Source organism: Streptomyces sp. SID3212 (assembly GCF_009865405.1).
Lineage (GTDB): Bacteria > Actinomycetota > Actinomycetes > Streptomycetales > Streptomycetaceae > Streptomyces.
Genome location: NZ_WWJY01000730.1, coordinates 18,100 through 31,083, shown reverse-complemented (window position 1 = coordinate 31,083; position 12,984 = coordinate 18,100). Strand labels below are relative to the sequence as shown.

10 protein-coding genes and 4 tRNA genes are annotated in these 12,984 nt (G+C 70.5%); 8 read left to right on the top strand and 6 right to left on the bottom strand.

All coding sequences use genetic code 11. From position 1 onward, the window contains the following. The 4 genes from GT042_RS22290 to crcB all read right to left on the bottom strand — a co-directional run. On the bottom strand, positions 1-1,676 hold a 1,676-nt coding region (locus GT042_RS22290), incomplete at its 3' end, for a DEAD/DEAH box helicase (protein ID WP_237531063.1). A gap of 216 nt (positions 1,677-1,892) precedes the next feature. Continuing rightward, positions 1,893-2,474, bottom strand: a complete 582-nt coding sequence (locus GT042_RS22285; RefSeq protein WP_345943865.1) for a hypothetical protein — start codon at positions 2,472-2,474, stop codon at positions 1,893-1,895. Positions 2,475-2,657: 183 nt separating this feature from the next. Then, complete coding sequence (locus GT042_RS22280; RefSeq protein WP_161310493.1) at positions 2,658-3,026, bottom strand: CrcB family protein; 369 nt, start codon at positions 3,024-3,026, stop codon at positions 2,658-2,660. Continuing rightward, entirely contained in the window at positions 3,023-3,529 is a 507-nt protein-coding gene (gene crcB / locus GT042_RS22275) for a fluoride efflux transporter CrcB (RefSeq protein ID WP_161310497.1), read from the bottom strand. Before crcB ends, GT042_RS22280 begins: the two co-directional genes overlap by 4 nt. 274 nt (positions 3,530-3,803) lie before the next feature. Between crcB and GT042_RS22270 the strand changes: the two genes are divergently transcribed. The 8 genes from GT042_RS22270 to GT042_RS40150 all read left to right on the top strand — a co-directional run bounded on the left by GT042_RS22270 (position 3,804) and on the right by GT042_RS40150 (position 10,887). Next, positions 3,804-4,154, top strand: a complete 351-nt coding sequence (locus GT042_RS22270; RefSeq protein WP_161310492.1) for a metallopeptidase family protein — start codon at positions 3,804-3,806, stop codon at positions 4,152-4,154. An 8-nt stretch (positions 4,155-4,162) separates the two neighbouring features. Further along, on the top strand, positions 4,163-5,848 hold the full coding sequence (locus tag GT042_RS22265; RefSeq protein ID WP_161310491.1) for a metallophosphoesterase: 1,686 nt from the start codon (positions 4,163-4,165) through the stop codon (positions 5,846-5,848). Between the two features lie 81 nt (positions 5,849-5,929). Then, positions 5,930-6,002: transfer RNA gene (locus GT042_RS22260), tRNA-Glu, on the top strand. A gap of 39 nt (positions 6,003-6,041) precedes the next feature. Further along, a tRNA-Asp gene (locus tag GT042_RS22255) sits at positions 6,042-6,116 on the top strand. A 20-nt stretch (positions 6,117-6,136) separates the two neighbouring features. After that, positions 6,137-6,213: transfer RNA gene (locus tag GT042_RS22250), tRNA-Phe, on the top strand. Between the two features lie 88 nt (positions 6,214-6,301). Further along, on the top strand, positions 6,302-10,285 hold the full coding sequence (gene hrpA / locus GT042_RS22245; RefSeq protein WP_161310490.1) for an ATP-dependent RNA helicase HrpA: 3,984 nt from the start codon (positions 6,302-6,304) through the stop codon (positions 10,283-10,285). Positions 10,286-10,373: 88 nt separating this feature from the next. Next, positions 10,374-10,448: transfer RNA gene (locus GT042_RS22240), tRNA-Asp, on the top strand. Between the two features lie 235 nt (positions 10,449-10,683). Continuing rightward, positions 10,684-10,887, top strand: coding sequence for a DUF6274 family protein (locus tag GT042_RS40150; protein WP_345943864.1), 204 nt, complete (start codon positions 10,684-10,686; stop codon positions 10,885-10,887). 428 nt (positions 10,888-11,315) lie between these two features. Here the strand turns inward: GT042_RS40150 and bldC are convergent, their stop codons facing one another. Continuing rightward, the gene (gene bldC, locus GT042_RS22230; protein ID WP_003949541.1) at positions 11,316-11,522 is read right to left on the bottom strand and encodes a developmental transcriptional regulator BldC; all 207 of its coding nucleotides are present in this window, start codon (positions 11,520-11,522) and stop codon (positions 11,316-11,318) included. Between the two features lie 518 nt (positions 11,523-12,040). Further along, positions 12,041-12,880, bottom strand: a complete 840-nt coding sequence (locus GT042_RS22225; RefSeq protein ID WP_161310488.1) for a hypothetical protein — start codon at positions 12,878-12,880, stop codon at positions 12,041-12,043. Positions 12,881-12,984: the final 104 nt, after the last annotated feature.

The window sequence follows — 12,984 nt, the reverse complement described above, 5'->3', positions numbered from 1 at the left end:
GCCACCTCGGCCACCGCCGCCTCCGGGTCGTCGCCCCGCTCGCGCGCCGCGCGGGCGACCAGGCGGTCGGCCTCCTCGCGGAGTTCGACGGCACGGCGCTGGACGCGCTCCAGCTGCTTGGTCAGGTCGACGGCCTCGCGCTCGGCCTGCTTGGCCGCGTTGTTCGCGGAGTCCGCCTGGACCTCGGTGAGCGAACGGGCGCCGGTGATCTCGGCGACCTCCGGCTCGAACACGCCCGCCCCCGCGACGATGTGGCGCGAGGCGTCGACGCCCGCGTCCTCCATCATCCGGAAGATCTGGCGCCGCTGGTGCGGCAGCGCCAGCGAGACGACAACACCGGACTTGCCGGCGCGCGCCGTACGGCCCGAGCGGTGGAGGTAGTCCTTGTGGTCCCCGGCCGGGTCCACGTTCAGCACCAGGTCGATGCCGTCCACGTGGATGCCGCGCGCGGCCACGTCGGTCGCGACGAGCGCGTTGACGTACCCCTTCTTGAAGTCCTCCAGCACGCGCGTACGGGCGCCCTGCGTCATCCCGCCGTGCAGCGCGTCGGCCTTCACGCCCGAGTCGCTGAGCTGCTCGGCGATACGGTCGGCGCCGAGCTGCGTCCGTACGAAGATGATCGTGCGGCCCTTGCGGGCGGCGATCGCGGCCGTGACCGGCGCCTTGTCCTTCGGCTTCACCACGAGGACGTGGTGGGTCATGGTCGTGACGTTGCCCTGGGCGCTGTCGACCTCGTGGTGCACGGGGTTGGTCAGGTAGCGCTTGACCAGCGTGCTGATCTCGTTCTCCATGGTGGCGGAGAAGAGCATCCGCTGGCCGCCGCTCGGCACCAGGTCGAGCAGCTCGGTGACCTCGGGCAGGAAGCCCAGGTCCGACATCTGGTCGGCCTCGTCGAGGATCGCGATCTGGACCTGGTCCAGCGAGCACGCGCCCCGGTTGATGATGTCGCGGAGCCGGCCCGGGGTGGCGACGAGGACGTCGACCCCGCGCTCCAGCGCGTAGATCTGGTTCTGCATGGACGTACCGCCGCAGACGACCTTCATCTTCAGGCCGAGCACGTCGCCGTACGGCTGGAGCGCGTCCGCGACCTGCATCGCGAGCTCACGCGTCGGGGTGAGGATGATGCCGCGCGGCTTGCGCTTCTCGGTGTGGCCGCCGGCCAGCGTGGCCAGCAGCGGCAGACCGAAGGAGAGGGTCTTGCCGGAGCCGGTACGGCCGCGGCCCAGGATGTCCTTGCCGGCCAGGGCGTCCGGGATGGTCGCTTCCTGGATCGGGAAGGGCGCGGTGACACCGTTCTGTCCGAGCTTGCGGACGATGCCCTCGGGGAGACCGAGGTCGCCGAAGGTGACGCCGGGCGGGCCGGCGGGGACCTCGGGGAGCTCAAGGGCGTCGGCGGAGAGTTCGTCGTCGGAGAGTCCGCCGAGGTCGGTGGTGTCCGAGGCCTCGGTGGTGTCCGAAACAGCCTCGGTGGTGTCCGGGGCCTCGGTGAGGGTCTCGGTGGAGCCCGTGGTCTTCGTCACCCCGGTGGAGTCGGAGTCGGCTGCCTCTTCGGCCGCGTCCTCCACGATCTCCACGATCGCGGTGATCTCGGCGGAAACCTCGGTGGTGATTCCCGCGACGGTCCCGTCGGACTCGTTCTCGGGCATGACGGTGTGGTCAGTACTGGAAATGGACATGCGAAATGCGAAACCTTCCGGAGTCTCGGCACGCGCCCAAACTCCGTGATTCGCAAATCGACCGCCTCAATGCGGTCAGCCACGGCAAGGGAGAGTACGCGCCACGCGGCGCTCTTCTGTGTCGGCGCCAGGCAATGATCAAACGATCTACTACCATACGCACCCTCCCCCCACTTAGGCAAACCAGCAGGCCGGCGAGCTGGTGCGGGCCTCCCGTCACACCGGCCCCACCTGCGGAGACGCCGTCGGCATCTTCCGCATTCCGGTTCCGTCGCCCGGAAACATCTCGCCCGCCCGCAGATTGGCCGCGGGGGACGCGGACGGCTGTACGGTCGGTTCCGGATCGGGCTCCGGCTGGGGCTCGGGACTCGGGGGCGGCGGGGGCGGCTCGGACGGCGGCGGGGCCGGGCGGGTCGGCTCCTTGGTCGGCAGCGGCTCGTTCCACGGCGGCGGGGTCGGCTTCCCCGGCTGCGGCGGTACGCCCTTCGACGGCGCGGGAGAAGCCGCCCGGTGCGAGGAACTGGGCGTCGGCGAGACCTCCTTGGCCGTGCCCTCCCGGTCCGCGTGGACGCGGTCGCCGCCGCCCTGTTCCGTACGCCCCGGTTCTCCGCCGGAGCCGCCGGGCGCCTCGCCCGTACCACCGTCCGGTGACACCGCGGCGCCGTGCCGCCCCGCCGAGCGCGAAGGGGCCGGTTTCCCCGCGTCGTCGCCGACGCTCATGCATCCCGTGGAGGACGCGACCGCCAGGGAGGTGACGAGGCCGACGACAAGACGGCCTGGGGCGGACAACTGGCGCACGAGAGGCACCTCCGGGGACACGGGACGGAGCCCTCCGCCGACGGGGGAGGGAAGGGTTCACTGCTTTTCCCGTCCAACTCCCTTTGCGCCGCGAGGGACACGGCCGTGAGGACGCGACCGGTGCCGACACGGCCGCGGGGGCGCGACCGGAGCGACCGGCCCGACCGGCGCGCGCGGACGCGCCTATCCCACCCAGCTCCGTGCCAGCTCCACCCCGAGGAGCACCGCGCCGAGGCCGGCCAGGACCGACAGGGCCACGTTCACCGCCGCCAGGAACCCCCGGCCGAGTTCGACCAGCCGGAGCGTCTCGTACGAGAAGGTCGAGTACGTCGTGAGCGCGCCGCAGAAGCCCGTACCGATCAGTGCGAACGTCCCGGAGGAGACCGCCGCGCCGGACACGAGGCCGAGGACCAGGCTCCCGCCGGCGTTCACGGTGAACGTGCCCCAGGGGAAGACCTCGCGGCCGGTCCACCGCGCCTGGACCGTACGGTCCGTCAGATACCGCAGGGGCGCGCCGACCATGGCGCCCACGATCACGAGCAGCCAGTTCACCGGACCGCCCCGCCGCCGGGCCGCGGCGAACCGCCGCCGGGTCGAGCCGTACCGCCCCCGTGCCGGACCACCCACCGGGTCGCGAGCGCCGCCGCCCAGACCGTCGTCATCGCCCCGGCGAGGGTCCCGGCCGCGTACGCCACCGCCATGGCGTCCTCGTGACGCCTCAGCAGGTCGTGGAAGTCGAGCGAATACGTCGAGAACGTCGTGAACCCGCCCAGTACGCCCACCCCGAGGAACGGCCGTACGAGCGGATGCGCCGACCGGCCGTCCTCGGTGATCAGGACCATCAGGACGCCGATCAGCGCGCAGCCGAGGACGTTGATCCCGAAGGTGGTCCAGGGGAAGGAGCCGGCGGCGGTGGGCCAGAGCACGTCGGCGCCGTACCGCGCGGAGGCCCCGGCGGCGCCGCCCACCGAGATGACGGCGAGCACCGGCCCCCGCCGCCCGGCGCCGGTCTCGGCGCGGTGGGCGGGCAGGTGCAGGTCGACGTCCGGGTCCATCGGCCCCGGCCGCGGCGGCTCGCCCCCGGGCTCCGGACCGACCGGCTTCGGACCGCCCGGCTCCGGACCGCCCGGCTCGGGACCGACCGGCTCCGGACCGACCGGCTCGGGATCATCCGGCTCCTGACCGGCCGGTCCCGAAGCGGGCGGACTCATGCGGACCCCGCCGCGGGCGAGGTCGGGGGACGTACAGCCATGACCGTCATTGTGCTCGCCCTCGTCCCGCTCGTCCCGGCCCCCCCCACGACACGCGATCTTCACGGACAATGGCCGGGTGCTGGAGATGACGCGCGACGCGTTCGAAGAACTGGTGAGCCAGGCCCTGGACCAGATCCCGCCGGAGCTGACCCGGGTCATGGACAACGTGGCCGTGTTCGTCGAGGACGAACCCGCCGCCGACGACCCCGAACTCCTCGGCCTCTACGAGGGCACTCCCCTGACCGACCGCGGCGAGTGGTACGCGGGGGTCCTGCCGGACCGCATCTCCATCTACATGGGCCCGACCCTCCGCTACTGCGAGACGACGGAGGACGTGGTGCACGAGGTGGCCGTGACCGTGGTCCACGAGATCGCCCACCACTTCGGCATCGACGACGAACGCCTCCACGAGCTCGGCTGGGGGTAGCGCCGCGCATGGCGCGACCCGGCCTTGGGCATACGCGCCCAATGGCCCGTGATGCAGACCGTTCCCCCGTCCGCGCCACGCCCACCGGCATCCGGGGCCGGCTCGCACGCCTCGTCCCGTCCCGCCCCGAGCCCGGCCGCCCCACCCGCACCCACACCCTTCTCCCCACCCCGCACCCCTTCACCCGCTCCGTCGCCCTCCTCGCCGTCGTCCTCCTCGGCGCCTGGCTCGGCCTGCTGGCGGTCGGCGGCGTCAGGACGCCCATCGGCCCGATGGACACCAAGATGGCCCTCCGGACGTCCCTGACCGGCGGCACCAAGATCAACGTCTCGCCCCTCGGCTCCCTGGAACTCGCCTCGCACCACGGGCCCCTGCGCCTCGACGTCGACGTCGACCGCCTCGACCCGGTCCGCTCCCAGGCCCTCGTCGACCACCCCGAGCGCCTCTCGGGCCTCCAGGAGGAGGTCGCGCACGACGTCGGCGCCGGTGCGACCGAGCTGGCCGTACGGTCCGGGGTCGCCGTCGTCTCCGGCGCCACCGCCCTCGGCCTCGCCGTCTACCGCCGCCCCCGCCGCGCCCTGGCCGCCGGCGGCCTCGCGTTCACGCTGCTGGTGGCGTCCGCCGCGGGCGCGTACGCCACCTGGAACCCGAAATCGGTCCTGGAGCCCAGGTTCTCCGGCCTGCTCTCCTCGGCCCCGCAGGTCGTCGGCAGCGCGCGCTCGATCGTCACCGACTTCGACGTCTACCAGAAGGAGCTGGCGCGGCTGGTCACCAATGTGACCAAGCTGTACGACGCGACCGCGACGCTCCCCGCCTATGCGCCGGACCCCACCACCCTGCGGGTCCTGCACGTCTCCGACATCCATCTCAACCCGGCCGCCTGGCACATCATCGGGTCGCTCGTGGAGCAGTACGGGATCGACGTCGTCATCGACTCCGGGGACACGATGGACCACGGTTCCGCCGCCGAGAACGGCTTCCTCGACCCGATCGCCGACCTCGGTGTCCCCTATGTCTGGGTTCGCGGGAACCACGACTCCCTGACCACCCAGCGCTACCTCGGGCGGATGAAGAACGTCCGGGTGCTGGACGACGGCCGGGCCGTGACCGTCGGCGGGGTCCGTGTCGCGGGCATGGGCGACCCGCAGTTCACCCCCGACCGCTCGGTGAAGGCGCAGGGCGACCCGGCCGAACGCATGGCGGGCCTCCGCTTCGCCTCCGCCCTTCGCGACCAGCAGCAGGCCGGCACCCCCGTGGACATCGCGGTCGCGCACGAACCGGTGGCCGCGCGGGAGACGGACGGCCTGGTCCCGCTGGTCCTGGCGGGCCACGTGCACCACCGCGAGACCGAGATCATGCCGCTGGGTACGCGCCTCAAGATCGAGGGGTCGACGGGCGGCGGCGGGCTGCGCGCCGTCCAGAACGAGAAGCCGGAGAAGGTACGGGCCTCGATCCTCTACCTGGACCGGACGACCAAGCGGCTCCAGGCCTGGGACGAGATCACGCTGGGCGGGCTCGGGCTGACGACGGCGGAGGTGAGCCGCCACCTCCCGAAGGAGGCGGGCACCCCGGGCGAGGGCCCGTCACCGAGCGCGTCACCGAGCACCCCGGCCGGCCCGTCGCCGAGCACGCCGCCCGGCACCGCGACCACCTCCCCGACCACCCCCTCAAGGCCCCCCGCCCCCTCCCCCTAATACGTTTTGGCGATATCTCCGCGATCCCATATGCTTCTCACGTCCCCGACGCGCTGCCGAAGCGCCCAGGCGGGCCCATTAGCCCCCATCGTCTAGTGGCCCAGGACGCCGCCCTTTCACGGCGGTAGCACGGGTTCGAATCCCGTTGGGGGTACGTGTCACCGTGTGCGAGACTCGCTCTCGCACATTGCTTGGTCCTGTGGAGCAGTTTGGAGTGCTCGCCACCCTGTCAAGGTGGAGGCCGCGGGTTCAAATCCCGTCAGGACCGCTGCGGCCGTGAGGCCGCGTGGCTGGGTAGCTCAGTTGGTACGAGCGATCGCCTGAAAAGCGATAGGTCGCCGGTTCGATCCCGGCCCCAGCCACCACCGGAAAGCCCCGATCCTCGATCGGGGCTTTTCCCGTCGGAAAACACGTTCGCCGACTTCCGGCCCGGGGTGAGATCCTGGGCTCGGTATGTCTACTTCCTTCGCCGACCTGTCGACCCTGCTGGACGAGGTCTCGCTGCGCGACGCGCAGCGGCTCGGCCGCCGGCTCGAAGGCTCCCGGCGCATCCGCAAGCCCGAGGCGCGGCAAGCCGTACTCGACGAGATCGCCCGCGAGGCCGAGAAGGCCGCCGGGCGGACGCGGGCACGCGGCGCGCGTGTGCCCGCGGTCTCGTACCCCGAGCAGCTGCCCGTCAGCCAGAAGAAGGACACGATCCTGGAGGCGATACGCGACCACCAGGTCGTGATCGTCGCGGGCGAGACCGGGTCGGGGAAGACGACCCAGATCCCCAAGATCTGTCTGGAACTGGGCCGTGGCGTCCGGGGGATGATCGGCCACACCCAGCCCCGCCGGATCGCGGCCCGCACGGTCGCCGAGCGGGTGGCCGAGGAGCTGGACACCCCGCTGGGCGAGGCCGTCGGCTGGAAGGTGCGCTTCACCGACCAGGTGAACCAGGACACGACGTTCGTGAAGCTGATGACGGACGGCATCCTGCTCGCGGAGATCCAGACGGACCGCGACCTGCTGGCGTACGACACGATCATCATCGACGAGGCCCACGAGCGGAGCCTCAACATCGACTTCCTGCTGGGGTATCTGGCCCAGCTGCTGCCCCGCCGCCCCGACCTCAAGGTCGTCATCACGTCGGCGACGATCGACCCCGAACGCTTCTCGCGCCACTTCGGCGACGCGCCCATCGTGGAGGTCTCCGGCCGTACGTACCCCGTGGAGGTCCGCTACCGCCCGCTCCTGGAGGAGGAGGGCGACGACGGCGACCGCGACCAGATCACCGCGATCTCCGAGGCCGTCGACGAACTCCAGGCGGCGGGCCCCGGCGACATCCTGGTCTTCCTCTCCGGCGAGCGTGAGATCCGCGACACCGCCGACGCCCTGGAGAAACGCAAGCTGCGCGGTACGGAAGTGCTCCCCCTCTACGCCCGGCTCTCGCACGCCGAGCAGCACCGCGTCTTCCAGCGCCACAGCGGTCGCAGGATCGTACTGGCGACCAACGTCGCCGAGACCTCGCTGACCGTCCCCGGCATCAAGTACGTCATCGACCCGGGCAACGCCCGCATCTCCCGCTACAGCCACCGCACCAAGGTCCAGCGGCTGCCCATCGAGCGGATCTCGCAGGCCAGCGCCAACCAGCGCAAGGGCCGCTGCGGCCGTACGTCGGACGGCATCTGCGTCCGGCTGTACTCGGAGGACGACTTCGACTCGCGCCCCGAGTTCACGGACGCCGAGATCCTCCGTACGAACCTGGCCTCCGTCATCCTCCAGATGACCGCCGCCGGGCTGGGCGAGATCGAGAAGTTCCCCTTCCTGGACCCGCCGGACCACCGCAACATCCGGGACGGCGTGCAGCTGTTGCAGGAGCTGGGCGCGTTCGACCCGGAGCAGAAGTCCGCCCAGGAGGGGAAGAAGGGGCAGAAGCTCACGCCCCTCGGGCGCAAGCTCTCGCAGCTCCCCGTCGACCCGCGTCTGGCGCGGATGGTCATCGAGGCCGACCGCAACGGGTGCGTACGGGAAGTGATGGTGATCGCCGCCGCGCTCTCCATCCAGGATCCGCGCGAGCGCCCCGCCGAGAAGCAGACCCAGGCCGACCAGCACCACGCCCGCTTCCGCGACGAGACGTCCGACTTCCTGGCCTTCCTCAACCTGTGGCGGTACGTACGCGAGCAGCAGAAGGCCCTGTCGTCCTCCGCGTTCCGCCGGATGTGCAAGTCGGAGTTCCTGAACTTTTTGCGGATCAGGGAGTGGCAGGACATCTACTCCCAACTGCGTACGGTCGCCAAGCAGATGGGCCTCCGGCTGGGCGACGACGACACGAACGCGCCCGACCAGGCCGTCCATGTCTCGCTGCTGGCGGGCCTGTTGTCGCACATCGGCATGAAGGACGTGAAGGAGGCCGGGCGCGAGACGGGCAAGGGCGCCTCGGTGAAGAACGAGTATCTGGGCGCCCGCAACGCCAAGTTCGCGATCTTCCCCGGTTCGGCGCTCTTCAAGAAGCCGCCGCGGTTCATCATGTCCGCCGAGCTGGTGGAGACCTCGCGGCTGTGGGCCCGGGTCAACGCCAAGGTCGAGCCGGAGTGGATCGAGCCGCTCGCCGGCCACCTCCTCAAGCGGACGTACAGCGAGCCGCACTGGGAGAAGGACATGGCGGCCGTGATGGCGTACGAGAAGGTCACGCTGTACGGCGTGCCGATCGTCGCCCAGCGGAAGGTCAACTTCGGCCGGATCGACGCGGAGGTCTCCCGCGAGCTGTTCATCCGCAACGCGCTGGTGGAGGGCGACTGGCGCACGCACCACCAGTTCTTCCATGACAATCGCAAACTCCTCGGCGAGGTCGAGGAGTTGGAGCACCGCGCGCGGCGCCGCGACATCCTCGTGGACGACGAGACGCTGTACGACTTCTACGACGAGCGGGTGCCGGACGACGTCGTCTCGGGGGCGCACTTCGACGCGTGGTGGAAGGCGAAGCGGCGGGACGAGCCGGAGCTGCTCGACTTCGAGCGGTCGATGCTCATCCGGGAGAAGGCCGCCGGGTCCGTCACCAAGGACGACTACCCGGACTCGTGGGCGCAGGGCGCCCTCAAGTTCCGGGTGACGTACCAGTTCGAGCCCGGCGCGGACGCGGACGGCGTGACCGTGCACGTACCGCTCCAGGTCCTCAACCAGGTCACCTCGGAGGGCTTCGACTGGCAGATCCCCGGCCTGCGCGAGGAGGTCGTGGTGGAGCTGATCCGCTCGCTGCCGAAGCCGATCCGCCGGCACTACGTACCGGCCCCGAACTACGCGAAGGCCTTCCTGGAGCGCGCGGTGCCCCTCCAGGAGCCGCTGCCGGTCACGCTGGCCCGGGAGCTCCAGCGGATGGTCGGGGTGCCCGTGCGGGGCGAGGACTTCGACCTGTCGCGGATCCCCGACCACCTCAAGATCACGTTCCGGATCGTGGACGAGCGGCGCAAGCGGATCGCCGAGGACAAGGATCTGGACGCGCTCAAGCTCCAGCTGCGCCCCAAGGCCCGCCAGGCCCTCTCGAAGGCCGCCGCGGCCACCGCGGAGCGGGACGGCGGGGAGGCCATCGAGCGGTCGGGGCTGACGGACTGGACGATCGGTTCGCTGGTACGGATCTTCGAGACGCGGCGGGCCGGGCAGCCGGTCAAGGCGTATCCCGCGCTGGTCGACCAGGGCGCGTCCGTGTCCGTACGGCTCTTCGACACGGAGGCCGAGCAGCAGCAGGCGATGTGGGCGGGGACCCGGCGGCTGATCCTCCTCAACATCCCGGTGAACCCGGCCAAGTTCGCCTCGGACAAGCTGACCAACCAGCACAAGCTGGCGCTGTCCCGCAATCCGCACGGCTCGGTGCAGGCGCTGTTCGAGGACTGCGCCACGGCGGCGGCGGACAAGCTGATCGCCGACCACGGGGGCCCTGCCTGGGACGAGGAATCGTTCCGGAAGCTGTACGACAAGGTCCGCGCCGACCTCGTCGACGCGACGGTACGGACCGTCGGCCAGGTGCAGGAGATCCTGGCGGCCTGGCAGGCCTGTGAGCGCCGTCTGAAGGCCACGAACAGCCTGGTCCTGATCAACAACGTGCAGGACGTCAGGGACCAGCTGGCGGCCCTCGTGCCGGCCGGCTTCGTGACGCGTACGGGACTGCGCCGGCTGCCCGACCTGATGCGCTACCTGGTCGCGGTGGACCGGCGGTTGCAGCAGATGCCGACCAACGTCCAGCGCGACACGACGCGCATGGAGAAGGTCCACGAGATGCAGGACGAGTACGCGTGGCTGCTCGAACAGCTGCCGCGCGGGAGGCCGGTGCCCCGGGAGGTCCTGGACATCCGCTGGATGATCGAGGAGCTGCGGGTGAGCTACTTCGCGCACGCGCTGGGGACGTCGCAGCCCGTCTCGGACAAGCGCATCGTGAAGGCGATCGACGCGGCGGCCCCGTGACCGGGGCCCGGCCGCCGGTCAGTTCGACCGCACCCTCCGAGCTGCTGTAGAGTCTCGTTTCGCAGCCGGGTGAACCGGTCGCGAATCTGGTCCTGTGGAGCAGTTTGGAGTGCTCGCCACCCTGTCAAGGTGGAGGCCGCGGGTTCAAATCCCGTCAGGACCGCAGTATCGAGAAGGCCCCGCGTCGTGGACGCGGGGCCTTCTTCGTGTGCGCGCTTCCCGGCCGGTCCTCACGGGGTGGGCAAGCGGTCCTCTCGTACGGGAAAAGGCCCGTCAACGCCGCAGTCACGGAAGGTCCAAATCCGCCGCCGGCCCTCCGAGCCGCCTTGACGACGTCTTCGGGCGGGGGTACCTACAGATGAGGGTCCCCTTCACGCGGCCGGGGACCCGCACCGGGGGTGGTGGGCGTGGCGGCACCGACGACAAGGCAGCCGGGACAACCGAGACATGAGACAGGGGCGCTGCTGCGCGCCCATCTGGCGGCCGCGTCCGGCCACCGGCACCTCACCAGGCGCTGTGCGATCTGCCACCGCCTCCAACGGCTCGCCATGGAACCGGTGTCCGCGACCGTCACGGATGCCGATCCAGACACGGAAGAGTGACTCCAGGACTGAATCATGGTGATCGGGGCAGGTGCCGAACCGTCGTTGGCAAGGCTCCAGAAGTGTGACGGGAGTCACCGAACCATTTTCTACCAGAGGGTCACTTACGCACGCCCTACAATCCGGCAATTTAATATGTGCAATTGCACCCTCCTCCGAACCCCTCCAGAAGCATCCGTCACACCCTCCACACAGCATCCCGACAGGGACCTGACAGCCCGTTTCCGGGGCACAAAAAAGACCGCGCTGAACTCGGCGGAGTCCAGCGCGGCCGACGACTCGCCCACATGGTGAGGGCATGGGGCCTGTTGGGGCAGGCACCCGTCGCGTGGAGCTAAGGGGGCGGGAGACCGAGTTGGGGGCCCGGCTGTTCCCTGGTTGGTCGGTACCTGACGGTGAGGTCAGGCGGTTGAGCCCTGATCGGTTGGTCAGGCCTCGCTGCGCTGCTGCGGAATACCCGCAAGCAGTGCGCGAACCTCTGCCTCGCGATACCGGCGATGCCCACCGAGCGTGCGGATGGACGTGAGCTTGCCGGCCTTTGCCCAGCGTGTGACCGTCTTCGGGTCCACACGGAACATCGTGGCAACCTCAGCCGGGGTCAGCAGCGGCTCGGCGTCAGGGGTGCGAGCGGTCATGAGCGGCCTCCTCGGGAGAACCGAACCATCTCGGTTCTTTCCTCTAAATTCTGCACCTTGACCCACGTTGCCCGAAATGGCAGACGCAGGCCGAGTCGGTTATAGGACGAACGGCTTGTCCTCGGCACTACAACTACACCATCCGTCCAGCCACGTCGGCCAAACCGATGGAATTGCCCTCTGAGGTGTTCATCAGCGGCGGAAGCCGATGGACCATGCCATAGCGGACAGTCATGCCCCAGTGACGATCAGTCACAGAGTCATCGGGAGTCACCAACACCCCCCGCATAGCGTGCAATGCTGAGCATTCCGCCCCGACTTGGACGGAAGGAGACGGAAGGAGCCCTCCCCGGACTCCTTGTCCTATTTTGACACGAGGAGGGGTGATGGGCGCAAGAGCCCCGTTAGTGCGGTCCGTCACGCTTGGGGGGTATAGGCCCGGATCGGGACTTCCGGCCTGGACAGGTGCAGACATGACCACACCTGTCTGAACCAAGGAGCGCGCCCCGTTCCGCGCGTCAGTTCGCGAACTGCATGTCCCGGATCGCCTTCCAGCGCTCGGTGAGCCGCCCGTACGCCTCCCCCGCGCCCGCCCCGTCCCCGTCCCGCAGCGCCGCGATCCCGGCCGCCACGTCGGCCGCCGAGCGGTCCCCCGCCAGCTGTGCCTCCGACAGGACGTACACCAGACCGCCGTAGTCCAGCTCGACCAGCGAGCGCGGGTGGAACTCCTCCAGCCACCGCCCGACGTCCACCAGACCGTCGATCAGCGGCCCGTCGTCGACCGACTCCCGCAGCGTCTTCAGCGCGCGGGCCAGCCGCCGCCGCGCCTGGACCATCTCGGTCCGGTAGCGCATCACGGGCGCGCCGTCGCCGGCCGGCTCGTACAGCCGCTCGGCGTCCGAGAACAGCGTGAACCACCGCACCGGCACCTGCCAGACCGCCGTCCTGATCCACGGCCGCGCGTCCGGGTTCCGGTCCCGCCAGCGCTCGTAGTCCGCCGCCGCCTGCCCGCGCACCACCGGCGGCAGCACGGCGTCCAGCAGCGGCAGCGGCAGGACGTCCCCCAGCTCCTCCAGCGCCAGCCAGCCGCGCAGCCGGGTCCGCCACGGGCAGACGCACACCACGCCGTCGACCTCCGTCACGAAGGCGTCGCCGCTCTCGTGGACCGGTACGGGGACCGGGGGCGTGGGCAGCAAGTCGGCCAGGGAACGCCGTAGTTCGTCCTGTGCGGTCGGCGTACGGTCCCGCCGGGCATATCGCGCCCAGTGGCTCCGTTCGGGCTCGGGAAAGGCGGCCAGCGGCTCGTACACCCGCAGGTAGGACGCGTAAGGGACAAGTACAGAAGACACCGCCGGCATGACGGGATCGTCCCATGCCCGCACCCCCCGGGAGGGTGATCCTGGGCACTGCGGCCGAACCACACCCCCCGGGGGACTTACCCTCGTGCCCAACTGGTCCCTCC